The 23,357-nt window shown below is 74.7% G+C and carries 20 protein-coding genes; 6 read left to right on the top strand and 14 right to left on the bottom strand.

The features are described 5' to 3' along the window. Positions 1-13 precede the first annotated feature (13 nt). The 3 genes from ACZ4V6_RS23790 (at position 14) to ACZ4V6_RS23780 (ending at position 3,207) form a co-directional block, all read left to right on the top strand. On the top strand, positions 14-667 hold the full coding sequence (locus ACZ4V6_RS23790) for a bifunctional DNA primase/polymerase (RefSeq protein WP_467830740.1): 654 nt from the start codon (positions 14-16) through the stop codon (positions 665-667). Between the two features lie 129 nt (positions 668-796). Further along, entirely contained in the window at positions 797-1,573 is a 777-nt protein-coding gene (locus ACZ4V6_RS23785; protein ID WP_467830737.1) for an ABC transporter ATP-binding protein, read from the top strand. Further along, complete coding sequence (locus ACZ4V6_RS23780) at positions 1,570-3,207, top strand: transporter (RefSeq protein WP_467830734.1); 1,638 nt, start codon at positions 1,570-1,572, stop codon at positions 3,205-3,207. Before ACZ4V6_RS23785 ends, ACZ4V6_RS23780 begins: the two co-directional genes overlap by 4 nt. A 23-nt stretch (positions 3,208-3,230) precedes the next feature. Here ACZ4V6_RS23780 and ACZ4V6_RS23775 read toward each other — a convergent pair whose 3' ends face one another. Further along, positions 3,231-4,109: an alpha/beta fold hydrolase gene (locus tag ACZ4V6_RS23775; protein WP_467830731.1), complete on the bottom strand. Its 879-nt coding sequence runs from the start codon at positions 4,107-4,109 to the stop codon at positions 3,231-3,233. 570 nt (positions 4,110-4,679) lie between these two features. Then, positions 4,680-5,372 carry a metal-dependent transcriptional regulator gene (locus ACZ4V6_RS23770; RefSeq protein ID WP_467830728.1) on the bottom strand — a complete coding sequence of 231 codons (693 nt, stop codon included), beginning with the start codon at positions 5,370-5,372 and terminating at the stop codon, positions 4,680-4,682. Positions 5,373-5,597: 225 nt separating this feature from the next. Here ACZ4V6_RS23770 and ACZ4V6_RS23765 point away from each other — a divergent pair, with 225 nt between their 5' ends. Then, positions 5,598-6,353, top strand: coding sequence for an SIS domain-containing protein (locus ACZ4V6_RS23765; protein WP_467830726.1), 756 nt, complete (start codon positions 5,598-5,600; stop codon positions 6,351-6,353). A gap of 58 nt (positions 6,354-6,411) precedes the next feature. On the opposite strand, the gene ACZ4V6_RS23760 is transcribed toward ACZ4V6_RS23765, so the two are convergent. From ACZ4V6_RS23760 to ACZ4V6_RS23750, 3 genes are all read right to left on the bottom strand, one after another. Then, complete coding sequence (locus ACZ4V6_RS23760; RefSeq protein WP_467830723.1) at positions 6,412-7,875, bottom strand: PAS domain-containing protein; 1,464 nt, start codon at positions 7,873-7,875, stop codon at positions 6,412-6,414. Positions 7,876-7,978: 103 nt separating this feature from the next. Continuing rightward, positions 7,979-8,821 (bottom strand): GNAT family N-acetyltransferase, encoded by an 843-nt coding sequence (locus ACZ4V6_RS23755; protein ID WP_467830721.1) that lies wholly within the window; start codon positions 8,819-8,821, stop codon positions 7,979-7,981. Positions 8,822-9,164: 343 nt separating this feature from the next. Beyond that, positions 9,165-10,265: a citrate synthase 2 gene (locus ACZ4V6_RS23750; protein WP_467830720.1), complete on the bottom strand. Its 1,101-nt coding sequence runs from the start codon at positions 10,263-10,265 to the stop codon at positions 9,165-9,167. A 255-nt stretch (positions 10,266-10,520) separates the two neighbouring features. On the opposite strand from ACZ4V6_RS23750, the gene pdxH reads away from it, so the two are divergent. After that, positions 10,521-11,198, top strand: coding sequence for a pyridoxamine 5'-phosphate oxidase (pdxH, locus tag ACZ4V6_RS23745; protein WP_467830717.1), 678 nt, complete (start codon positions 10,521-10,523; stop codon positions 11,196-11,198). Positions 11,199-11,232: 34 nt separating this feature from the next. Here pdxH and ACZ4V6_RS23740 read toward each other — a convergent pair whose 3' ends face one another. The 9 genes from ACZ4V6_RS23740 to ACZ4V6_RS23700 form a co-directional block, all read right to left on the bottom strand. Next, on the bottom strand, positions 11,233-11,853 hold the full coding sequence (locus tag ACZ4V6_RS23740) for a TetR/AcrR family transcriptional regulator (protein ID WP_467830715.1): 621 nt from the start codon (positions 11,851-11,853) through the stop codon (positions 11,233-11,235). Continuing rightward, a complete protein-coding gene (locus tag ACZ4V6_RS23735; protein ID WP_467830712.1) occupies positions 11,841-12,575 on the bottom strand; it encodes an enoyl-CoA hydratase family protein in 735 nt (244 codons plus the stop codon). Before ACZ4V6_RS23735 ends, ACZ4V6_RS23740 begins: the two co-directional genes overlap by 13 nt. Further along, entirely contained in the window at positions 12,572-14,140 is a 1,569-nt protein-coding gene (locus ACZ4V6_RS23730) for a 4-coumarate--CoA ligase family protein (RefSeq protein WP_467830709.1), read from the bottom strand. The genes ACZ4V6_RS23735 and ACZ4V6_RS23730 overlap by 4 nt, the downstream gene beginning before the upstream one ends. A 17-nt stretch (positions 14,141-14,157) precedes the next feature. After that, complete coding sequence (locus tag ACZ4V6_RS23725) at positions 14,158-15,303, bottom strand: acyl-CoA dehydrogenase family protein (protein WP_467830706.1); 1,146 nt, start codon at positions 15,301-15,303, stop codon at positions 14,158-14,160. A 55-nt stretch (positions 15,304-15,358) separates the two neighbouring features. Beyond that, positions 15,359-17,206, bottom strand: a complete 1,848-nt coding sequence (locus tag ACZ4V6_RS23720) for an acetyl/propionyl/methylcrotonyl-CoA carboxylase subunit alpha (RefSeq protein ID WP_467830704.1) — start codon at positions 17,204-17,206, stop codon at positions 15,359-15,361. A gap of 8 nt (positions 17,207-17,214) precedes the next feature. Then, positions 17,215-18,813: an acyl-CoA carboxylase subunit beta gene (locus tag ACZ4V6_RS23715; RefSeq protein WP_467830701.1), complete on the bottom strand. Its 1,599-nt coding sequence runs from the start codon at positions 18,811-18,813 to the stop codon at positions 17,215-17,217. Next, the gene (locus ACZ4V6_RS23710; protein ID WP_467830699.1) at positions 18,810-20,480 is read right to left on the bottom strand and encodes an acyclic terpene utilization AtuA family protein; all 1,671 of its coding nucleotides are present in this window, start codon (positions 20,478-20,480) and stop codon (positions 18,810-18,812) included. Before ACZ4V6_RS23710 ends, ACZ4V6_RS23715 begins: the two co-directional genes overlap by 4 nt. Beyond that, positions 20,477-21,271 carry a TIGR03084 family metal-binding protein gene (locus ACZ4V6_RS23705; protein WP_467830696.1) on the bottom strand — a complete coding sequence of 265 codons (795 nt, stop codon included), beginning with the start codon at positions 21,269-21,271 and terminating at the stop codon, positions 20,477-20,479. The genes ACZ4V6_RS23710 and ACZ4V6_RS23705 overlap by 4 nt, the downstream gene beginning before the upstream one ends. Before the next feature lie 247 nt (positions 21,272-21,518). Then, positions 21,519-22,520: an EamA family transporter gene (locus ACZ4V6_RS23700; RefSeq protein ID WP_467830694.1), complete on the bottom strand. Its 1,002-nt coding sequence runs from the start codon at positions 22,518-22,520 to the stop codon at positions 21,519-21,521. Positions 22,521-22,716: 196 nt separating this feature from the next. Here ACZ4V6_RS23700 and ACZ4V6_RS23695 point away from each other — a divergent pair, with 196 nt between their 5' ends. Continuing rightward, complete coding sequence (locus ACZ4V6_RS23695; protein WP_467830691.1) at positions 22,717-23,169, top strand: NUDIX hydrolase; 453 nt, start codon at positions 22,717-22,719, stop codon at positions 23,167-23,169. Positions 23,170-23,357: the final 188 nt, after the last annotated feature.

Below are 23,357 nucleotides of genomic sequence, written 5' to 3'. Positions count from 1 at the left end.
AGTTGAGCCCCACGTGGAAGAGACCATCCCGGGCACCGAGACCGCTCAGATCCCGCTGCAGCGCGGAACGTCGCTGCTGGAGACCGCCGTCCGCTACGCCGAGGAACGCCACTGGGCCGTCTTCCCCGGGACCTGGCTGGAGGCCGCCGGCGGAGCGCAGCGCTGCTCCTGCGGGGAGGCGGCGTGCGCCGCCCCGGGCGCACACCCGGCGCGCGGGGACTGGGCGACGCAGGCGACGGGCAGCGCGACCGCCGTCCGCCGGATGTGGCAGAAACAGCCGACGGCGTCGGTGCTGCTGCCCACGGGGCGGACGTTCGACGCGATCGACGTGCCCGAGACCGCGGGGTTCCTCGCGCTCGCCCGGATGGAGCGGATGGAGCTGACGCTCGGGCCGGTGACGCTGGCGCCGGACCGGCGGATGCGGTTCTTCGTCCTTCCGGGGGCCACGGTGAAGGTGCCCGCACTGGTGCGGACTCTGGGCTGGCCGCCCCGCTCGCTCGATCTGACGGCGCTCGGGGAGGGCGGGTACGTCGCCGCGCCGCCCACGCGGTACGGGACGCGGGGGGCCGTGCAGTGGGTGTGCCGGCCGACGCCGGCGAACCGGTGGCTGCCGGATGCGGAGGAGTTGATCTCGCCGTTGGCGTATGCGTGCGGACGGGACCGCTAGGACGCGCCTCCTCGTCCGCCGGGTCGCTGTGCTCCGGCGGCTGCGGGTGCGTCGTGGTCGATCGCGCAGCTCCCCGCGCCCCTTGCGGGGCGCTTCTCCCCCGTAGGGTTCTTGTCGTCGGAGGGAGTCGTGGTGAGTGCGAGTGCCGTGCGTGTGCGGGGACTTTGGAAGCGGTTCGGGCAGCAGGTCGCCGTGGGCGGGATCGACCTGGAGCTGCCCGCGGGCAAGTTCATCGGGCTCGTCGGTCCGAACGGGGCCGGGAAGACCACCACGCTCTCCATGGTCACCGGGCTGCTCCGGCCGGACCAGGGGTCGGTCGAGGTGGTCGGGCACGACGTGTGGCGCGATCCGGTCGAGGTGAAGGCCAGGATCGGGGTGCTGCCGGAGGGGCTGCGGCTGTTCGAGCGGCTGTCGGGACGGGAGTTGCTCGCCTACTCGGGCCGGCTGCGCGGACTGCCCGGGGCCGAGGTGGACAAGCGGGCCACACAGCTGCTGGACGTGCTCGACCTGGCCGGGGCCCAGCACAAACTGGTCGTCGACTACTCGACCGGCATGCGCAAGAAGATCGGCCTGGCGACCGCGCTGCTGCACAACCCGGAAGTGCTGTTCCTGGACGAGCCGTTCGAGGGGGTCGACCCGGTGTCGGCGCAGACGATCCGGGGCGTCCTGGAGCGCTACACCGCGTCCGGCGCCACCGTCGTCTTCTCCTCCCACGTGATGGAGCTGGTGGAGTCGCTGTGCGACTGGGTGGCCGTCATGGCCGCGGGACGCATCCGCGCCACCGGCACGCTCACCGAAGTGCGCGGCGGATCGGCCTCGTTGCAGGAGGCGTTCCTCGAACTCGTCGGCGCGGGCGTCCGGGACGCCGGGAGCGACCTCGACTGGCTGGGGGGCGGGACGCGATGAGCGCACGGACCGCCCCCACCCCGCCGGCCGGCCCCGCCGCCCCGGCCACGCCGCTCACGGCCGTGTTCGTACGGCTGAAACTGTCCCTGCTGCGCAACGGACTGCGCCGGTCCGGCGGGCGACGGGCCGCCTACGTCGCCTCGGCCGTCGTCGTCCTGCTCTTCGCCGCGCTCCAGCTGATCGGCCTGATCGCCCTGCGCGGACACGCGCACGTGGACGCGCTGGCCGTCCTGCTCGCCGCGGTGCTCGCACTGGGCTGGGCGGTGATGCCGCTGTTCTTCCCGAGCGGCGACGAGACCCTCGACCCGACCCGGCTGGTGATGCTGCCGCTGCGGCCCCGCCCGCTGGTGCGGGCCCTGCTCGCGGCCTCGCTGGTGGGCATCGGGCCGCTGTTCACGCTGTGCGTGTTCGCCGGCTCCGTGGTCGCCGTCGCGCGCGGCGGGGCCGCGTTCGCCGTGGGCGCCGTCGGGGCCGTCCTCGCACTGCTGGTGTGCGTGACCCTCGCGCGGGCCGTCGCCGCCGCCAACGTCCGGCTGCTGACCAGCCGCAAGGGCCGCGACCTGGCGGTGCTGAGCGGCCTGGTCGTCGCGGTCGGGGCCCAGCTGGTCAACTTCGGCGCGCAGCGGCTGGGCACGTCCGGTCTGGAGCAGCTCGCCCCGGTGGCCGACGTGCTGCGCTGGGTGCCGCCCGCGTCGGCGATCGGCGCGATGGACGCGGCGGGCGACGGGTCGTACGGCACCGCCCTCGCCCAGCTCGCGCTGACCGCGGCGGCCCTGGGGCTGCTGCTGTGGGTGTGGGCGCGGCACCTGACCCGGCTGATGACCTCGCCCGACGGCTCCACCCTCCAGGCGGCCGGGGGCGGGCCCGTCCGCGAGCGGGGCTCGGCGGGGCTCGCCCGGCTGCTCCCGGCGGGCCGCACCGGCACCACGATGGAACGCTCCCTCAGGTACGTGTGGCGCGATCCCAAGACCAAGGCGGCCTGGGTGACCTCGCTCGCCATCGGCCTGATCGTGCCGGTGTTCAACGCCTGGCAGGGCACCGGCTCGGTCTACTTCGCCTGCTTCGCCGCCGGGATGCTCGGCATCCAGATGTACAACCAGTTCGGTCAGGACACGTCCGCCTTCTGGATCGTCGCGATGACGATCTCCTCGACGCGGGACGCGTACGCCGAGCTGCGCGCCCGTGCGCTGGCCCTGCTGCTGATCACCCTGCCGTACGCCACGGTCGTCACCGTCCTGACGACGGCGATGCTCGACGCCTGGCGGAAGCTGCCCGAGGCGCTCGGCCTGTCCTTCGCGCTGCTCGGCGCGATGCTGGCGACCGGCGCCTGGACCTCGGCCCGCTTCCCGTACTCCGTTCCGCAGGAGGGCCACAAGAACGTGGTCCCCGGTCAGGTCGGGCTGGCCTGGATCTCCGTCGTCGGCGGGATGGTGGGCGCCGCCCTGCTGTGCGCGCCGGTCATCGCGCTGACCGTCTGGCTGAACGTGCGCGAGGGCGGCGACGCGTGGAGCGCGGTCCTGCTGCCGGTGGGCGCGGTGTACGGCGCGGTGCTCACCCTGCTCGGCCTGCGCCTGGCCGCACCGCACACGGCCCGGCGGCTGCCGGAGATCCTGTCGGCGGTGAGCAGGGGATGACGCGGGCGGGGCGGCCCCCCGTCTCATCCTTCCCCGAGTGCGTCCAGGAACGGTTCGATGGCCGCCCGCCACGCCTCCGGCTGGTCGTAGTGGACGAGGTGGCCGGCGTCGGCGACCTCCGCGTACTGGCCGTGCGGCAGGACCCGGACCATCTCCTGCGCCTCCGCACGGCCGAGCTCGCCGTCCAGGCCGCGCACGACCAGGGTGGGGCAGCGGACCTGGGCCAGTTCCTCCCAGTGGGCGTCGTGCACCCAGGTCTCGCGGGAGCGCAGCATCTGCTCCGGTTCGAAGACGGGGCGCCAGCCGTCCGGGGACTCGGCCATCACCTCGGCGTAGAACTCGCCGCGGGCCGGGTTCGGCCGCTCCACCCACGGGTCGTCCTCGCCGAACCACTTGCGGACGTCGGCGAGCGTCGCGAAGGGGACCGGCCAGGCCCGGAACCACTCGGCCCACACCTGCTGCGAGGCACCGCCGAGCGCGGAGGCCCGCATGTCGCAGATGACCAGGCCGCGGACCAGATCGGGCCGTTTGGCGGCGAGCTGCCAGGCGGTGAGCGCCCCCATGGCGTGACCGACGAGGACGGCCGGGGCGAGACCGAGCTGCTCCAGGGCGGCCTCGACGTCCTCGACGTAGGCCTCGCGGGTGCAGGCGCCCCGCGGTGGTCTGTCGCTGCGGCCGTGACCGCGCTGGTCGAGGGCGACGGCCCGGTGGCGCGCGGAGAGCCAGCGGGCCGTGGGCGCCCAGTGCGACGCGCGGCCCATCAGGCCGTGCAGTAACAGCACGCCCGGGAGGCCACCGGTCCCGTCCGCCGGGTCCGTCCCGTCGGACTTGGGAGGGTCGCCGAACTCCCAGGCGGCGAGGCGTACGCCGCCCGCCCCGGTCACGTCGATGCGCCGCGCCATAGGTCCTGGCACCCCCAAGTGTCACGCCCTGTCGTGCCTGCGCCCTGCCGTCCCCGCGCTTCTTCCGTCTCCGCGCTGGTCGTACCTGACGCCTGTCGTACGGGCCGTTCGTGTCCGATCACCGCAGAGTATCGAATGGATATTCGAAAATGCCGTCCCGCCGGACAACACCCCTCGTTCGAGTGACACCCCTCGGGGATTGATCGCCACCGCCGGGGGGAGATCTTCAGCAGGGGGGCGGACCGCTCGGGGAAAACGGTCCGAGGGGACTGACCCTGAGAGCTCGGGGCTCCGGGTCAGCACAGGGGAGAACAGGCCCCGGCGCCGCAAGGCGCCGGGGCCCTCTCCGTCTCTCCGGCATGGTCCCTCCCCTCTCCGGCCGGGACCGACATCGCTGTCACCCCACGCCCGCAGCCCTCACGCCCGCCGCCTCACGCGACAGCCTCGCACGCGAAACCCGCGACCGCTGCGGTTCGGCGCACCCCGCCCGGAAACGACGGGATCGGCCCGGTGGCGCGAACCCCCTGCGCCACCGTCCGCCCGACGCCCCGCGACCGGCCCGCACGGGCCTCAGCGCTTGGCGACGAACACGTGCGACGCGACGCCCGCCTCCAGCTCGGCCGCCTCGCCGCCGCTGCCGACCAGCACACCGCCCGCCGACTCCGTCACGCTCACCACCGAACCCGGCTGCACACCCGCCCGGCGCAGCGTGTACATCAGCTGCGCGTCCGTCTGGATCGGCTCGCCGATGCGGCGCACGACGACCGTCTTGCCCTCGGGCCCCGGGCCGAGGTCGGCGAGCGAGACCATGCCCTCGTCCAGGAACGGGTCGGCGCCGTCCGTCTCGCCCAGCTCCTCCAGGCCCGGGATCGGGTTGCCGTACGGCGACTCGGTCGGGTGCCGCAGCAGCTCCAGCACGCGGCGCTCGACGGCCTCGCTCATCACGTGCTCCCAGCGACAGGCCTCGGCGTGCACCTGCTCCCACTCCAGGCCGATCACGTCGACCAGCAGGCACTCCGCGAGCCGGTGCTTGCGCATCACGCGCGTGGCCAGCCGGCGCCCCTCGTCGGTCAGCTCCAGGTGCCGGTCGGCCGCCACGGACACCAGACCGTCGCGCTCCATCCGCGCCACCGTCTGGCTGACCGTCGGGCCGCTCTGGTCGAGCCGCTCGGCGATCCGGGCGCGCATGGGGACCACACCTTCCTCCTCCAGCTCGAGGATGGTGCGGAGATACATCTCCGTGGTGTCGATCAGTCCGGACATACGTGCCCCTTGGTGAGATCTGCCGGAGGCTGAGGCCCACCGGCGCGTGCGCTGGCCCTGTGACCAATTCTGACGCATACCACCGACAAGCGTCCCGCGCCCGGGGAAGCCGGAGCACCCGGCACCACCGGACGCCGCCCGACACGGCCCGCCCGGCCGTATTGACACCGCACAGGTCCAGACCGCACGGTGATCCGCGACGCAGCCACACCGAAGGGGCCCCGCATGAGCGACCGCAAGCCGGCCGGCCAGTTCCTCGACGCGGCGATCGAGCTGCTGCGCCGCGTCCGCGACGAGGAGGCCGACGCCATCGAGGCGGCCGGCACCCTGCTCGCCGACACCGTCCGCGACGGGGGCCGCCTCTTCGCCTTCGGCGCCGGTCACTCCTCCCTCGCCGCCCAGGACGTCGTCTACCGCGCCGGCGGACTCGCCCTGATGAACCTGCTCGTCGTGCCCGGCGTCGTCGGCGTCGACGTCATGCCGGCCACGCTCGGCTCCGCCCTGGAGCGCGTCGACGGCCTCGCGAGCGCCGTACTGGACTCCTCGCCGCTGCGCGAGGGCGACGCGCTGGTGATCATCTCCCTGTCCGGGCGCAACGCGCTCCCCGTGGAGATGGCCATGAACGCCCGCGCCCTCGGCGTGAAGGTCATCGGCGTCACCTCGGTGGCGTACGCCTCCGAGACCAGGTCCCGGCACGCCTCCGGCACCTTCCTGAAGGACCACTGCGACCTCGTCCTCGACTCCAAGATCGCCGTCGGGGACGCGGAACTCACCCTCGACACCGTCCCGGCGCCCTTCGCCCCCGCGTCCACGGTCGTCACCACGGCGCTGATGCAGGCCGTGATGGCCACGGCGGCCGGCGTCCTCGCCGAGCACGGCGTCGAGCCGCCCCTGCTGCGCTCCGGCAACGTGGACGGCGGCCACGAGTGGAACGGCCGCGTCATGGCGGAGTACGGCGACCGGATCTTCTACCGGCACTGACCGGCGGGCGGTCCCCCGGCACCGGGACACCGCCCACCGCCCGGTCCGGAGGGCACGCCTACTCCCCGGCCACCGCCGCGGCCAGGTCCAGCATCGTCGCGATGCGCACCGCCACGTCCTCCGCGTACATCGCGTCGGGCCGTTCGAAGGCGCTGCGGCCGGCGCCCCGCAGGAACGTCACGACACCCAGCGTCCGCCCCCGGCTGCGCAGCACGGTGCACAGGGCGTGCACCGTGTCCGCCGGCCACTGCCGGGCCTCGGCCCACCGGCGCGCCTGCTCGTGCGGCACCGCGCCGGCGCCCGCGCTGGCCCGCACCGAGCCCGCGCGCTCCACGCACTGCAGCGCCGGGTGCCCCTCGCCGTACCGCACCGGCAGCCCGGCGGCCCCGGACGGCAGGCCCGTCCCCGGCGCACCGGAGGGCGTCGTCACCACCCGCACCAGCCGCACCGGATCCGCCGACGCGGAGTCGGCGAGCGCCCCGCCCGCCACCCGGTCGATCAGCGCGTGGTCCGCGAACCCGGCCAGCGCGAAGTCGAGGTGCACCGTCGCCGCCTCCGCCGGGTCCTCGCACTCCGCCGCCGCCCGCGCCGCGCGGTGCAGCTGGTTGGCGCGGAACCGCAGCAGCGCCGCCTCCTGCTCGCCCTGCTTGGCCTCCGTGACGTCCTGGAACAGCCAGCCCACGCCCAGCGGCACCGGCTCCTCCGCCAGCGGCGAGGCCAGCCGCACGAACCCGCTGCGCCAGCACCGCCGCCGCTCCCCCTCCGGGGTGCGCACGCTCACCCAGACCTCGGCGGGCGCCGGCGGCGCGCCCTCCGCCAGGACGTGCGTGAGCGCGCTCTCCAGTTCCTCCACGCCCTGCGAGAGCAGATCACCCAGCGGCCGGCCCAGCACCGACGTACGGCCGGTGCCCAGCGCGCGCGCCGCGTGCGCGTTGACCACGGCGGGCCGCAGATCCACGTCCACGAGCACGACACCCCAGCTCGCGTCCTCCAGCAGCGCCTCGCTGAGCGCGATGGACCGCTCCAGGTCGATCTGCGCGTGCACCTCGCTGAACGCGCAGTACACCCCCGCGGGCCTGCCGTCCGGGCCGCGCACGGCCGCCGACTGGGTGCGCACCAGCACCCGTCCGCCGTCCTTCGTCAGCAGCGCGAACTCGTTCACCTGGCGTCCCGGGGCCCGCATCGCGGACAGCAGCCGCTCCTCGACCTCCCCGGCGTCCGCACTGCGCACCGCCCAGCCGGCGAACCCCCGCCGCCCCACGGCCTCGGCCGCGGTCCAGCCGAGGATCCGCTCCGCCTCGCGGTTCCAGTGGGTGACGACGCCCTCGGCGTCGAACGCGCACAGCGCCGCGTCCATCCCGTCGAGGAGCGCGGCCAACAGGTCCGCGCCGTCCCGCTCGGGCTGCTCCGGCTCGTCCGGCCCCAGCTCGTCCGTGGTCCCACTACGCCGGGAAGCACTCACCTGAACCCCCTGCAGGCCGCATCCGCCGTACCGTACGCCGGTTCGTCCACCGCCCTTCATTCAACTCGAACGTGACGCAGCACACACCGGGTTCCCGCAAGATTGCGGAAATCGTTGCGCGGCGGAAACCCGGCATACGCCCCTGTCACCAAGGGTCCCGCCGTCACCGCCCGGCCGCCAGCCGCAGATCCACCCACTCGTCGCTCCCGCCGTCCAGGACGTACCGCTCCCGCTCGGTGAACCCGCGCGCCCCGGCGAACCGCAGCCCCTCCTCGTTGGCCGCCAGGACCACCGTCTCCACCGCCCCGGCGCCGAGCCCGCGCGCGTGCGCCAGCCCCCGTTCGTAGAGCGCCGCGCCGATCCCGCGCCCCCGGAACGCCGGCAGCACCCGGGCGATCACGGTCGCCACCCGCTCCGCCCCCTCGGGCGGCCGCACGGTGGAGCACCCGACGAGGACGTCCCCCAGGCAGGCGTTCTCCAGCCGGTACCGGACAGCGCGCTCGCGCACGTCGTCCAGGGACATCGCGGCGGGCGGGACGATCACGTTGTGCACGTGCCGCCACTGCTCGGCCATGGCGTCGCCGTCCACGGCCTCGATCCGCAGCCCCGAGCCGGGCCCGACGGGCCCCCGGCGCGCGTCCACCTCGATCCCGATCCGCATCCGCTCGTCCGGGAGCCCGCACACCTCCGTCGTGGCCGTCGGCCGCGCCTCTCCGAACGCCCGCCGCAGCACGGGCCGGCACGGCTCGAAGTCCTCCCGCACGGGCAGCAGGTACCGCACCCGCACCACGTCCGCGAAGGTGCAGCCCGCCTCGGCCAGCGCGGCCCTTATGGCGCGCAGGCACTGCTCGGCCTGCTCCACCACGTCGTCGGCGATGGTCATCGCCGCGTGGTCGAACCCGGTCGCCCCCGGCACGTGCACCCGGTCCCCGTCCACGACGGCCCGGGCGTACCCGATCCGCTCCTCGAACGTGGACCCGCTCAGAACCGTCCGTCGCTGCGTCATGCGCGGAACGGTAGGTGACCGGGCAGAACGCGTCCACGCGTATTGATCGCCGGAACGGCTCGGAAAAAGGCGTTGCCCCGATGGCCGTCCGGTTTTTAGTGTGGGGGCACACGAGAAGGGAGGTGGTTCGGCAGATGTATGAGATCCGGACGCGTGAGGTGGCTGCGGGCTAGCGGCCCGGCACCACACGGAGTGCGGTGCCGGACCAGCGCGTGAAAGACGCGTGCAGCCGGCCCAATCCCCAGCAGTCACCCGACCCGCGAGTCGCCGGTACGTCCGGCCGGCTCCTCCACGGAGGAACCTGACTCGCGGGTCGTCTGCGTTCTGCGGGACCTCCCGGGGATCAGCCCGCGATGTCCTCGTAGCCCTCGATCGCGCGCGGGTCGCGGGGGCCCGGGCCGGTGTAGCGGGCGGAGGGACGGACCAGGCGCCCCGTGCGCTTCTGCTCCAGGATGTGCGCCGACCAGCCGGCCGTGCGGGCGCAGGTGAACATGGACGTGAACATGTGGGCCGGGACCTCGGCGAAGTCCAGCACGATGGCCGCCCAGAACTCGACGTTGGTGGCCAGGACGCGGTCCGGGCGGCGGTTGTGGAGCTCGGTGAGGGCCGCCTTCTCCAGGGCCTCCGCGACCTCGTAGCGCGGGGCGCCCAGTTCGCGGGCGGTGCGGCGCAGGACGCGGGCGCGGGGGTCCTCGGCGCGGTAGACGCGGTGGCCGAAGCCCATGAGGCGCTCGCCGGCGTCGAGGGTCTTCTTGACGTACCCCTCGGCGTCCCCGGTGCGTTCGATCTCCTCGATCATGTGCAGGACGCGGGAGGGCGCGCCGCCGTGCAGCGGGCCGGACATGGCGCCCACCGCGCCGGAGAGGGCCGCGGCCACGTCGGCGCCGGTGGAGGCGATGACGCGGGCGGTGAAGGTGGAGGCGTTCATGCCGTGCTCGGCGGCGGAGGTCCAGTAGGCGTCGACCGCGGCCACGTGCTTGGGGTCGGGCTCGCCGCGCCAGCGGATCATGAAGCGTTCGACCACCGACCGGGCCTTGTCGATCTCGCGCTGCGGGACCATGGGCAGGCCCTGGCCGCGGGCGGACTGGGCGACGTAGGACAGGGCCATGACGGCGGCGCGGGCGAGGTCGGCGCGGGCCTGCTCGGCGTCGATGTCCAGGAGGGGCTTGAGGCCCCAGACCGGCGCCAGCATGGCGAGCGCCGACTGGACGTCGACGCGGATGTCGCCGGAGTGGACGGGGATGGGGAAGGGCTCGGCGGGCGGCAGGCCGGGGTTGAACGCGCCGTCGACGAGCAGGCCCCACACGTTGCCGAAGGAGACGTGGCCGACCAGGTCCTCGATGTCGACCCCGCGGTAGCGGAGGGCGCCGCCCTCCTTGTCGGGTTCGGCGATCTCCGTCTCGAACGCGACGACTCCCTCTAGCCCGGGTACGAAGTCGGACATCAGGCGGCTCCTCGTGGTCGTGATGTGTGGCGACCCGCGCGGGGACGAGTGCGGTCGTCCCCATGGATCCACGGTCGTGTCGCGGCTCGCGGTCCCTGCGGTCACCCGTGTGATGCCCCGCCCGGCCGGCGCTCATCCGACCGGGACGGAACCAGCACGATATCCCTGGGTGTCACCTTTGGGGAGGGGTCGCGGCACCCAGTGCCACTCAGTGACGAAGGACACCACGGAGGGGAGCCCCGGGGATGCGGCAGGATGGCCGGTGTGACCGACCGCGATGCCGTCCCCTTCGATCTTCCCTCGATGCGCAAGCAGTACCGGGCCGACGGGTTCCTGGAGAGCGAGCTCGCCGCCACGCCCGTCGAGCAGTTCGCGCGCTGGTTCAGGCAGGCCGCGACGGATGCCGGCCTGTTCGAGCCGAACGCCATGGTCGTCTCCACGGCGGACGCCGAGGGCCGGCCCAGCTCCCGCACGGTGCTCCTGAAGCACTTCGACGAGCGGGGCTTCGTCTTCTACACCAACTACGACTCCCGCAAGGGCCGTGAGCTGGGCGAGAACCCGCACGTGTCGCTGCTGTTCCCGTGGCATCCGATGGCCCGCCAGGTCATCGTGACGGGCGTGGCGCGGCGGACCGGGCGGGACGAGACCGCCGCGTACTTCCGGACCCGGCCGCACGGCTCCCAGCTGGGTGCGTGGGCCGGCGTCCAGTCGTCGGTGGTGCCCGGCCGCGAGGCCCTGGACTCCGCGTACGCCGAGCTGGCGGCGCGCTACCCGGAGGGCGAGCGGGTGCCGGTGCCGCCGCACTGGGGCGGGTTCCGGGTGGTGCCGCACGCGGTGGAGTTCTGGCAGGGCCGGGAGAACCGGCTGCACGACCGGCTGCGGTACGTGGCGCGGGCCGACGGCAGCTGGCGGGTGGAGCGGCTCGCTCCGTGACGCGCCGGGCGGGCCGGGTGCGCCGGGGGGCGCGTCAGCGTCGGCCCAGCGCCCCGTCCAGCAGCTCCGCCCACTGGGCCACGACCCGTTCCCGCCGGGCGGTGTCGTCGGTGAGGAGGTTGGCGAGGCCGAGGCCGCGGGCCATGTCCAGGAGGCCCTGGACGGTCTCGCGGACGCCGGGGCGGCTCTCGTCGGCGCCGAGGAGGTCGACGGCGATGCGGTGGGTCTCGCGGCCGACGCGGGCCTCCAGCTCGGTCACCCGGCCGCGCAGCTGCTCCTCGTCGGAGGCGGCGACCCACAGGTGGAGCGCGGCGCGGAACAGGGGCCCCGTGTAGAGGTCGACCAGGGCGGCGACCACGGCGCGGCGGTCGTCGGTCGCCGCGCCCTCGGGGAACAGGGCGCGCAGGGCGCCCGAGCGTTCCTCGGCGACGTACTCGACCGCCGCCGTGAACAGGTCCTCGCGGGTCGGGAAGTGGTGCTGGGCGGCGCCGCGGGAGACGCCGGCGCGTTCGGCGACGGCGGCGACCGTGGAGCCGGCCCAGCCGTGTTCGGCGAGGCAGGCCACGGCGGCCGCCAGGAGCCGCTGCCGGGTGGCCCGGCTGCGGTCCTGCTTGGGTACTCGTTCGGCACGGTCGGCCGTGCTCACACCGCCCATTCCGGATCCCGTCGTTCGAGGAAGGCCGTCATCCCCTCGCGGGCCTGCGGGGAGGAGAACAGCCGGGCCGAGAGCGCGGTCAGTCCGGCCGCGTCCCGGTCGAAGGCCTCCAGCACCCTAGCCGTGAGCAGCCGTTTCGTCTCGGCCAGGCCCTGGGGTGAGGCACGGCGCACACCGTCGAGGACGGGGGCGAGGACGGCGTCGACGTCGTCGCCGGCGGCCGTGAGCAGGCCGGTGCGGGCGGCCTCGGCGGCGTCGAAGCGCTCTCCGGTGAGGTAGTGGCGGGCGAGGGCGCGGGGGTCGGCGCGGGGCAGCACGGTGAGGCTGATGACGGCGGGTGCCACGCCGATGCGGACCTCGGTGAAGGCGAACGTGGACTCGTTCGACGCCGCCGCGATGTCGCAGGCGGCGAGCAGGCCGAGGCCACCGGCGCGGACGTGTCCGGTGACCCGGGCGATCACCGGTTTCGGCAGCTCCACGATCTGCCGGAGCAGGGCGACGAGCGCGTCCGGGTGGGGCGGGTCCCGCAGGTCGGCGCCGGCGCTGAAGGCGGTGCCGGTGTGAGTGAGGACGACGGCGCGGACGCCGGTGTCCTCGCCGGCCTCCGCGAGCGCGCCGGCCAGGCCGGCGACGAGGGGGGCGGAGAGGGCGTTGCGGTTGTGCGGGGAGTCGAGGGCGAGGGTCTCGACGCCCCGCGCGCGGGTGCGGACGACCGGGGTCACGGGCGGCCTCGCAGTTCACGGCGGAGGATCTTGCCGCTGGCCGCCCGGGGCACGGCGTCGACGAAGGTGACCCGGCGGACGCGTTTGTAGGGGGCGACGCGTTCGGCGACGTACCCCATGACCTCTCCTTCGGTCGGGCCGTCGGCGGGCGACCGGCGCACCACGTGGGCGTGCGGCACCTCGTTGCCGTCGTCGTCGTGGGCGCCGACGACGGCCGCGTCGGCGATGCCGGGGTGGGTGAGGAGGAGGGCCTCCAGTTCGGCGGGGGCCACCTGGAAGCCCTTGTACTTGATCAGTTCCTTGACGCGGTCGACGACGAACAGCCAGCCGTCGGCGTCGACGTGACCGACGTCCCCGGTGTGCAGCCAGCCGTCCTGGTCGATCATGGCGGCGGTGGCGTCGGGGCGGCCCAGGTAGCCCTTCATGACCTGGGGGCCGCGGACGAGGATCTCGCCGGACTCGCCGGGGCCGAGGTCCCTGCCGGGATCGGTGAGGGAGACGATGCGCATCTCGGTGCCGGCGATGAGCTTGCCGACGGTGCCGGGCGGCGCGTCGGCCATGGCGTCGAGGGGGACGACGTGGGTGCCCGGGGACAGTTCGGTCATGCCGTAGGCCTGGCCGACGGGCGGCAGGCCGAGCCGACGGGAGCAGGCGGCGGCGAGGCCCGCGTCCAGGGGTGCGGCGGCGCTGATGACGTATTTCAGCGAGGACAGGTCGTAGTCGGCGACCAGGGGGTGTTTGGCGAGGGCCAGGACGATCGGCGGGGCGACGTACAGGCCGGTGATGCGGTGGTTCTGGATGGCGGCGAGGAACTGCTCCAGGTCGAAGCGGGGCAGGACGACGACGGTGGCGCCGAGCCGCAGCGGGGCGTTCATGAGGGCCGTGAGCCCGTAGATGTGGAACAGCGGCAGCACCGCGAGGACGCGGTCGCCCGGTCCGGCCCCGACGGCGGGCTGGAGCTGGGCGAGGTTGGTGGCGATCTGCCGGTGGGTGAGCATGACGCCCTTGGGGGTGCCGGTGGTGCCCGAGGAGTACGGCAGGGCGGCGACGTCCTCGGCCGGGTCGATGGCGACCTCGGGTTCGGGCGCGGTCGAGGCCAGCATGTCGACGAGGGAGCGGTGGCCGGGCGCGCCGTCGCACACGAAGATCTCCTGGACCCCGCCCGCGAGCTCGGCGGCCCGGCGGGCGGTGTCCAGCAGGGGCGAGACGGTGACGATCCAGCGGGTCCGTGAGTCGCCGAGCTGCTGGGCGAACTCCTCCGCGGTGGCGAGCGGGTGCACGGTGGTCACGGAGGCGCCCGCGCGGGTGGCGGCGTAGAAGGCGAGCGGGAAGGCGACCGTGTTCGGGCTGTGCAGGGCGAGGACGTCGCCCTTGCGCAGGCCGGCCTCGGCGAGGGCGGCGGCGACGCGCCGGTGGAACCGGTCCACCTGCTCGTAGGTGAGGGTGGCGCCGTCGGTGCCGTCGATCAGTGCCGGGGTGTTCCCGAACACGGCGGCCCGGCCGAGCACGGCGTCGTGGATGGGCAGTTCGACGGGCGGGACGTCTGCGTACTCGCTGCGGAACACGGTTCCTCCACGGTGGGCTAGTACGACTTGGGCAGGCCCAGGGTCTGGTGGGAGACGTAGTTGAGGATCATCTCCCGGCTCACCGGGGCGATACGGGCCACGCGCGAGGCCGTCACCAGCCGGGCGAGCCCGTACTCGCGGGTGAGGCCGTTGCCGCCGAGGGTGTGCACGGCCTGGTCGACGGCCCTCGCACAGGCCTCCCCCGCCGCGTACTTGGCCATGTTGGCGGCCTCGCCGGCGCCCGTGTCGTCGCCGGCGTCGTAGAGGCGGGCCGCCTTCTGCATCATCAGGCGGGCCAGTTCGAGGTCGATGTGGGCCTGGGCGAGGGGGTGGGCGATGGCCTGGTGGGCGCCGATGGGGGTCTTCCAGACGGTGCGTTCGCGGGCGTACTCGACGGCGCGGGCGAGGGCGAAGCGGCCCATGCCGATCGCGAAGGCGGCGGTCATGACGCGCTCGGGGTTGAGGCCGGCGAAGAGCTGGAGGAGGCCGGCGTCCTCGTCGCCGACGAGCGCGCCGGCGGGCAGCCGGACGTCGTCGAGGGTCAGCTCGAACTGCTTCTCCGCGGCGTCGAGTTCCATGTCGATGGGGCGCCGCCCGAAGCCCTCCGCGTCGCGCGGGACGATGAACAGGCAGGGCTTGAGCCTGCCGGTGCGGGCGTCCTCGGTGCGGCCGACGACGAGGGTCGCGTCGGCGATGTCGACGCCGGAGACGAAGACCTTGCGGCCGGTGAGCAGCCAGTCCCCGGTCGCCGGGTCGCGGCGGGCGGTGGTGGTGATGCGGTGGCTGTTGGAGCCGGCGTCGGGTTCGGTGATGCCGAAGGCCATCAGGCGGCTGCCGTCGGCGAGGGCGGGGAGCCACTCCCGCTTCTGGGCCTCGGTGCCGAAGCGGGCGATGACGGTGCCGCAGATCGCCGGGGAGACGATCATCATGAGCAGGGGGTTGCCGGCGGCGCCCATCTCTTCGAGCACGAGGGAGAGTTCGGTGATGCCGCCGCCGCCTCCGCCGTATGCCTCCGGCAGGTTGACGCCGATGTAGCCGAGCTCGGCGGCCTGCCGCCAGAACCGGCGGGTGTCGGTGCCGGGGGTCCGGGGGTGGCTTCCGGCGAAGGCCGATACCGCTTCGCGGAGGGACTTGTGCTCTTCGGATTCGAGTACGGGGGTCATGCGGCTCCTTCGTCTGCGGGTCTCGTCGTGGCTGGTCGCGCAGTTCCCCGCGCCCCTAACCGGCGTCCCCGTCGACCACGGCCAGGAGGGCGCCGACCTCCACCTGTCTGCCGGGCTCGGCGTCGAGAGCGCTCAGCGTGCCGGCGACCGGGGCGGTGATCTCGTGTTCCATCTTCATCGCCTCCAGCCACAGCAGGGGCTGGCCCGCCCGGACGGCCGCGCCCTCGGTCAGGCCCTCCGCGACGCGGACGACCGTGCCCGGCATGGGGGCGAGGAGGGAGCCGGGGGCGTGCCGGGCGGCGGGGGCGGGGAAGCGGGGCAGGGCGGTGAGGACGGTGGTGTTCACGTGGACCCGGTCGCCGTAGCGGGCGGTCTCGTAGCGGCGCCGGACTCCGTCGGCCTCCAGGACGACCAGGCGGGCGTCGGCGTGGACGACGCGGACGCCGTCGGCGGCCAGGCCGTCGCGGGTGTGGTGGTAGCGGACCTCGTGTTCCTCGCCCGCCATGGCGTACCGCTTGACCTGCGGCTGGGACGGGACGTTCCGCCAGCCGCCGAACCGGGAGCGGCCGTGGGCGTCGGCGAGGGCGGCGGCCAGCGGGGCGAGGGGGTCGGGGGCCGGTTCGACGAGGCCGGCGAGGTGGCGGTCGTAGAAGCCGGTGTCCATGCGGGCGGAGGTGAACTCCTCGTGGCGCAGGGAGCGCACGAGCAGGTCCCGGTTGGTGACCGGGCCGTGGATCGCCGCCCGTTCCAGGGCGCCGGCGAGCCTGCGGACGGCCTCCGCGCGGGTGGGGGCGTGGGCGACGGCCTTGGCGAGCATCGGGTCGTAGTGGACGCCGATGTCGTCGCCGTCGGTGTAGCCGGTGTCCAGGCGGATGCCGTCGGGTACGGCGAGGCGGTGCAGGCGGCCGGTCTGCGGGGCCCAGCCCTGCGCCGGGTCCTCGGCGTACAGGCGGGCCTCGACGGCGTGGCCGCGCGGGCTCGGCGGCTCGGGGCCGAGGGCGTGGCCCTCGGCGATCCGGAGCTGGAGGGCGACCAGGTCGACGCCGAAGACGGCCTCCGTGACGGGGTGTTCGACCTGGAGGCGGGTGTTCATCTCCAGGAAGTGGGCCCTGCCGTCCGCGACGAGGAACTCGACGGTGCCGGCGCCGACGTAGTCGACGGCGCGGGCGGCCCGGACGGCCAGCGTGTGGAGTTCCTCCGTCAGCTCCTCGGCGAGGCCGGGCGCCGGGGCCTCCTCGACGACCTTCTGGTGGCGGCGCTGGAGGGAGCAGTCGCGGGTGCCGAGCGCCCACACCGTGCCGTGCGCGTCGGCGAGGACCTGCACCTCGACGTGGCGGCCGTTCTCCACGTAGGGCTCGACGAACACCTCGCCGTCCCCGAAGGCGCTCGCCGCCTCCGCGCGCGCGGCGGTCAGCTCGGCGTCGAGGTCCGCCAGGCGCCGTACGACGCGCATGCCGCGTCCGCCGCCGCCCGCCGCGGCCTTGACCAGTACCGGCAGGTCGGCCTCGGTGACCTCGGCGAGCGGCGCGACGCCCATGAGGTGCTTGGCGCGGGTCTTGGACGCCATCGCCTCGATGGCCTCGGGCGGCGGCCCGATCCAGGTCAGGCCCGCGTCGGTGACGGCGCGTGCGAAGCCGGCGTTCTCGGAGAGGAATCCGTAGCCGGGGTGCACGGCGTCGGCGCCGGCCGCGAGGGCGGCCTTCACGATCAGGTCGCCGCGCAGGTAGGTGTCGGAGGACGCCGTTCCCGGCAGCCGTACGGCGGCGTCGGCCACGCGCGCGTGGAGGGCGTTCTCGTCGGCGTCCGAGTGCACGGCGACCGTCCGGATGCCGGACTCGCGGCAGGTGCGGAAGATCCGGCAGGCGATCTCGCCGCGATTGGCGACGAGGACAGTGCTGATCACGGGGAACCTCACATCCGGAAGACGCCGAATCCACCGCGCGCGCCCTCGTAGGGCGCGGTGTGGACGGCCGACAGGCACAGGCCGAGGACGGTGCGGGTGTCGCGCGGGTCGATGACGCCGTCGTCGTAGAGCCGCCCGGACAGGAACACGGGCAGCGACTCGGACTCGATCTGCTGCTCCACCAGGGCGCGCAGTCCGGCGTCCGCCTCCTCGTCGTACGGCTGCCCCTTGGCGGCCGCGGACTGGCGGGCGACGATCGACAGCACGCCGGCGAGCTGCTGGGGGCCCATGACGGCGGACTTGGCGCTGGGCCAGGCGAACAGGAAGCGCGGGTCGTAGGCGCGCCCGCACATGCCGTAGTGCCCGGCGCCGTAGGACGCCCCCATCAGGACGGACAGGTGCGGGACCCGCGAGTTGGAGACGGCGTTGATCATCATCGCGCCGTGCTTGATGATGCCGCCCTGTTCGTACTCCTTGCCGACCATGTAGCCGGTGGTGTTGTGCAGGAACAGGAGCGGGATGTCGCGCTGGTTGGCGAGCTGGATGAACTGGGCGGCCTTCTGCGACTCCTCGCTGAACAGGACGCCCCGCGCGTTGGCGAGGATGCCGACCGGGTAGCCGTGCAGGCTCGCCCAGCCGGTGGTCAGGCTGGTCCCGTACAGCGGCTTGAACTCGTCGAAGTCGGAGGCGTCGACGATCCGGGCGATGACCTCACGCGGGTCGAAGGGGGCCTTGAGGTCGCCGGGGACGATGCCGAGCAGTTCCTCGGGGTCGTACGCGGGCGGTTCGGCGGCCGGCGGATCGGCGTGCGCCTTGCGGTGGTTGAGGCGGGCGACGACCCGGCGGGCCTGGCGCAGGGCGTCCGGTTCGTCCACGGCGAAGTGGTCGGCGAGGCCCGAGGTGCGGGCGTGCATCTCGGCGCCGCCGAGCGATTCGTCGTCGCTCTCCTCGCCGGTGGCCATCTTGACGAGCGGTGGCCCGCCGAGGAACACCTTGGCGCGCTCCCTGACCATGATCACGTGGTCGGACATGCCGGGGATGTAGGCGCCCCCGGCCGTGGAGTTGCCGAAGACGACGGCGACGGTGGGGATGCCGGCCGCGGACAGCCGGGTGAGGTCGCGGAAGATCGCGCCGCCGGGGATGAAGATCTCCTTCTGCGACGGCAGATCGGCGCCGCCGGACTCGACCAGGCTGATGCAGGGCAGCCGGTTGGCGAGGGCGATGTCGTTGGCGCGCAGGGCCTTCTTCAGCGACCAGGGGTTGCTGGCGCCGCCGCGCACGGTCGGGTCGTTGGCGGTGATCAGGCACTCGACGCCCTCGACGACGCCGATGCCGGTGACGAGGGAGGCGCCGACGGCGTACTCGCTGCCCCAGGCCGCCAGCGGGGACAGCTCCAGGAAGGGCGTGTCGGGGTCGAGGAGCAGCTCGACGCGCTCGCGGGCGAGCAGCTTGCCGCGTTTGCGGTGCCGGGCGACGTACTTCTCGCCGCCGCCCGCGAGGGCCTTGGCGTGCTCGGCGTCCAGCTCGGCGAGCTTGGCGAGCATGGCCTCGCGGTTGGCCCGGTGGCCGGGGGCGGCCGGGTCGACGGCGGTGGGCAGGACCGTCACAGGAGTACCTCCGGGATGTCCAGGTGGCGGGCGCGCAGCCACTCGCCGAGCGCCTTGGCCTGCGGGTCGAAGCGGTGCCGGGCGGCGACGCCCTCGCCGAGGAACGACCCGACCACGAAGTTCAGGGCGCGCAGGTTCGGCAGCACGTGCCGGGTGACGGGCAGGTCGCGGGCCTCCGGGATCAGCTCCCGGAACCGCTCGGGGGTCAGCTCGTGCGCGAGCCAGCGCCAGGCCTCGTCGGTGCGGGCCCACACGCCGACGTTGGCGTCCCCGCCCTTGTCGCCGCTGCGGGCCCCGGCGACGAGCCCGAGGGGGGCGCGCTCGCGGGGTCCCGGCGGCAGCGGCTCGGGCAGGGGCGGCTCCGGCACGGGGGCGAGCGGGGCGGTGTCCTGGGCCGGCGCCACGGGCACCCGGCGCCCGTCGTGGAGGACGGCCGTGTGGCCGACGGCGCCGTGGGGGACGTACACGTCCTCGAAGACCCCGTAGGGCGCGCCCTTCCCCGGTGGCGCCGACACGTGGAAGCCGGGGTAGCTGGCGAGGGCCAGCTCGACGGCGGCCCCGCTCAGCGCCCGCCCGACGACCTGCTGGTCGGCGTCGCGGACGACGAGCCGCAGCAGGGCGCTGGCCGTCTCCTCGGTCGGCGCGTCCGGCCGGTCGGTGCGGACCAGGTCCCAGCGGACGTCGGTGACCTCGGCGAGGGCGGGCTCCATCTGCGCCCGCACGAGGGCGGCCTTGGCCTCGACGTCGAGGCCGGTGAGCACGAAGGCGACCTCGTTGCGGAAGCCGCCGAGGCGGTTCAGGCCGACCTTGAGGGAGGGTGGCGGCGCCTCGCCGCGCACGCCCTCGATCCGTACGCGGTCGGGCCCGTCCTGGGCGAGCCGTACGGTGTCCAGCCGGGCGGTGACGTCCGGTCCCGCGTACCGGGCGCCGCCCGTCTCGTACAGCAGCTGGGCCGTCACCGTGCCTACGTCGACGAAGCCGCCGGTGCCGTCGTGCTTGGTGATGACCGAGGTGCCGTCGGCGTGCAGCTCGGCGAGCGGGAAGCCGGGGCGCCGGACGTCGCCGTCCCGGAAGAAGGCGTAGTTGCCGCCGGTCGCCTGCGCCCCGCACTCCAGCACGTGCCCGGCGACGACCGCGCCCGCGAGCCGGTCGTGCTCCGTCGGCGCCCAGCCGAAGCGCGCGGCGGCGGGCCCGGTGACCAGGGCCGCGTCGGTGACCCGTCCGGTGACGACGACGTCGGCGCCCGCGCGCAGGCACTCGGCGATGCCGAAGCCGCCGAGGTAGGCGTGCGCGGCCAGCGCTCCCGGGTGGGCGGCGGTGAGGTCGTCGCCCTCGACGTGCGCGACCCGTGCGGGGATGCCGAGCCGGCCGGCGAGGGCGCGTACGGCGCCGGCGAGTCCGGCGGGGTTGAGTCCGCCGGCGTTGGTGACGATCCTGACGCCCCGTTCGTGGGCGAGGCCGAGGCACTCCTCCAGCTGGTCCAGGAAGGTGCGCGCGTATCCCGCGTCGGGGTTCTTGAGCCGGTCGCGGCCGAGGATGAGCATGGTCAGCTCGGCGAGGTAGTCGCCGGTGAGGACGTCCAGCGGACCGCCGGTGAGCATCTCGCGCATGGCGTCGAAGCGGTCGCCGTAGAAGCCGGAGGCGTTGCCGATGCGGAGCGTGGTCACCGCGCGTCCCCCTTCGGCTTCCGTCCGGCTCCCGGTGGTCCGGCGAAGGCCTGGGCGATGTCCAGCCAGCGGTCGGCGTCCCGGCCCTCGGCGGTGAGGGCGAGGTCGGCGCGGTGGGCGCGCTGGGTGACGAGGAGGCAGAAGTCGAGGGCGGGGCCGGTGACGCGCTGGTCCGCGTCCTCGGGGCCGTACGTCCACGGGGTGCCGTCCGGTCCGGTGAGTTCGACGCGGAACGGCTCGGCGGGCGGGGTGAGGCCGTGGGCCGCGTGGGCGAAGTCCCGGGTCCGCACGCCGATGCGGGCGATGTGCCGCAGGCGGTCGGTGGGCGGGCGCGTCGCACCGAGCGCCTCGGCGACGTCGAGGCCGTGGGCCCAGGTCTCCATGAGCCGGGCGGTGGCCATGGAGGCGGCCGCCATGGGCGGCCCGTACCAGGGGAAGCGTGCACCGGGGGCCGCCTCGCGCAGGGCGGCGTCGAGCCGCCGCCGGCCCTCGCGCCAGTGCTCCAGCAGTTCGGCGGGGTCCCGGCGGGCGCCTTCCTCCGCTCCCTCGTCGACGAAGGTGCCGGGCGCGGCGAGGGCCTCGTCCACCAGCGCCCTGAAGCCGTCTTCGTCGGTGACGGCGAGCAGGGCGGACCGGTCGGTCCAGGCCAGGTGGGCGATCTGGTGGGCGATCGTCCAGCCGGGGGCGGGCGTGGCGAGCGCCCACTGCGCGGGGCTCAGCGGGGCGACCAGCGCGTCGAGCTCCTCGCTCTCCTCGCGCAGATCGTCGATCACGGGCGTCGGGTCGGACACGGGACGCTCCCCTCGGGCGCGGCGGCGGCGTGCGGCGCGGTGTGGTGAGGAGCATGGCAGCGGAGGCATAAACAATCAAGCATGCTTGCATGAATTGCGGGCGGGACCGGGCCGCGGCCGGCCGGCGCGGGGCCCGGGAACGCCCCGGCCCCCGCGCCGGGTGCGAGCCGGGAGCGGGGGCCGGGGACGGGAGCAGGGGCGCCAGGAGGCGGAGGTACCGGGGGCAGGGGTGGCGGGGGGCGGGCGTCTACTGCCCGTCGGCCCCCGGGCCCGGCAGCTGCCGCTTCGCCCGGCTCCGCCGCCCCACCTGCGTCCGCACCGCGCCCATGCTGGCCGCGACGACCAGGGCGATGGCGGCGGCCTGGGCGGCGGAGAGGGCCTGGTCGAGGATGAGGAAACCGGCCGCCGCGGCGATGGCGGGCTCCAGGCTCATGAGGATGGCGAAGGTCGGCGCGGGCAGGCGCCGCAGCGCGAGCAGTTCGAGGGTGTACGGCAGGACGGAGGAGAGCAGGGCCACCCCGGCGCCCAGTCCGAGCGTCACGGGGTCGATCAGTTCGGCCCCCGACTCGGCGATGCCCAGCGGCAGGAAGAGCACCGCGCCGACCGCCATGGCGAGGGCCAGCCCGTCGGCCTGCGGGAACCGGCGCCCGGTGCGCGCGCTGAAGACGATGTACGCCGCCCACATCGCGCCCGCCCCCAGCGCGAAGGCGGCGCCGGCCGGGTCGAGGTCGCCGAAGCCGCCGCCGCCGAGCAGGAAGACGCCGGCCAGGGCGAGCGCGGCCCAGACCAGGTTGACCGCGCGCCGGGAGGCGAAGACGGACAGGGCGAGCGGGCCGAGCACCTCCAGGGTGACGGCGGGACCGAGGGGGATGCGGTCGACGGCCTGGTAGAAGAGGCCGTTCATGCCGGCCATGGCGATGCCGAAGACGACGACCGTGCCCCAGTCGGCCCGGGAGTGGCCGCGCAGCCGGGGCCGGCAGACCAGGAGCAGGACGACGGCGGCCACGACCAGCCGCAGGGTCACCACGCCGAGGGCACCGGCCCGGGGCATCAGGCTCACCGCCAGCGCGGCGCCGAACTGCACGGAGATCCCTCCGGCGAGGACCAGTCCGACCGGGCCGAGGGAACCCCACCGGCTGGCCGGGGCACCACCCGGCGTGGACGCGTGGCCGACGGTCTGCGCTGCCTCGGGGCCCGCCGGGGAGGCGGCCGGGGAGGGGGTGCCGGGGGTGGCGCTGGAGGTGCTCACGAGGGCTCCGGAACGGTGTGCGGGTCGATATCGTTCATCGTGCTGTACGGCACGGTCCAGGGTAGTGGACCGAGTCAGGCGCGTAGCCCTGCCATGCAACTGTCGTCGGCGGGGTGCGCGGCTGTCAACGGACATCCGCCAGGCGAGCGGGGACGCCCCTGACGGGATCGTCCGCCGAGGAGGTAGCGTCCACGACGTGAGACGACTCCTCGCCCGCCTCTGGCGCCTCCTGCGCCCGCTGCAGAGCCGCATCATGTGGTTCCTGAACGCCAAGTTCGTCGTCGGCGTGACCGGCGTCGTGCGCGACGACGAGGGGCGGGTCCTGATGCTGAGGCACCGGATGTGGCCGCCGGGCCGCCAGTGGGGCCTGCCGAGCGGCTTCGCGCGCAAGGGCGAGGACTTCCGGGCGACCGTGGTGCGCGAGGTCAGGGAGGAGACCGGCCTGGACGTGGAGGTGGGCCGCCTGGTCATGCTGAACAGCGGCCTGCGCACCCGCCTGGAGGTGGCGTACGAGGCCCGTCTGCTGGGCGGCGAGCTGCGCCTCGACCCGTTCGAGGTCCTGGAGGCCCGCTGGTGCGAGCCGGACGACCTGCCCGAGGGCTCCCAGCCGGTGTGCGGTCCGCTGGTGCGGGGCGAGACGGTTCCCTGAACCCCGGCCCCCGGGGTGCCGGAAGCGCCGGCGCCGGGCCGGTCTCCGGCCGGGTCCTCCCCCGGCGGGCCGGCGCGGCCCCGAGCGGGCCGGGTCCGTCGGGCCCCCTGGCCGCACCCCTCGGGCACCGCTTCGTAAAGTGACCCGGCCGCCCCCACGGCACCCGTGTCCCAGCCGAGTTCGGAGTC

The organism is Streptomyces sp. NPDC029152 (genome assembly GCF_055564355.1).
The sequence above is the reverse complement of the archived record's forward strand: the minus strand, read 5'-3'. Positions and strand labels throughout refer to the sequence as shown.

What these genes read in the sequence shown, in the direction of transcription:
- ACZ4V6_RS23780 (WP_467830734.1), top strand. Translation starts at nt 1,570, where the DNA reads ATGAGCGCACGGACCGCCCCCACCCCGCCGGCCGGCCCCGCCGCCCCG.
- ACZ4V6_RS23775 (WP_467830731.1), bottom strand. Translation starts at nt 4,109, where the DNA reads ATGGCGCGGCGCATCGACGTGACCGGGGCGGGCGGCGTACGCCTCGCC.
- ACZ4V6_RS23770 (WP_467830728.1), bottom strand. Translation starts at nt 5,372, where the DNA reads ATGTCCGGACTGATCGACACCACGGAGATGTATCTCCGCACCATCCTC.
- ACZ4V6_RS23765 (WP_467830726.1), top strand. Translation starts at nt 5,598, where the DNA reads ATGAGCGACCGCAAGCCGGCCGGCCAGTTCCTCGACGCGGCGATCGAG.
- ACZ4V6_RS23760 (WP_467830723.1), bottom strand. Translation starts at nt 7,875, where the DNA reads ATGAAGGGCGGTGGACGAACCGGCGTACGGTACGGCGGATGCGGCCTG.
- ACZ4V6_RS23755 (WP_467830721.1), bottom strand. Translation starts at nt 8,821, where the DNA reads ATGACGCAGCGACGGACGGTTCTGAGCGGGTCCACGTTCGAGGAGCGG.
- ACZ4V6_RS23750 (WP_467830720.1), bottom strand. Translation starts at nt 10,265, where the DNA reads ATGTCCGACTTCGTACCCGGGCTAGAGGGAGTCGTCGCGTTCGAGACG.
- pdxH (WP_467830717.1), top strand. Translation starts at nt 10,521, where the DNA reads ATGGCCGGTGTGACCGACCGCGATGCCGTCCCCTTCGATCTTCCCTCG.
- ACZ4V6_RS23740 (WP_467830715.1), bottom strand. Translation starts at nt 11,853, where the DNA reads ATGGGCGGTGTGAGCACGGCCGACCGTGCCGAACGAGTACCCAAGCAG.
- ACZ4V6_RS23725 (WP_467830706.1), bottom strand. Translation starts at nt 15,303, where the DNA reads ATGACCCCCGTACTCGAATCCGAAGAGCACAAGTCCCTCCGCGAAGCG.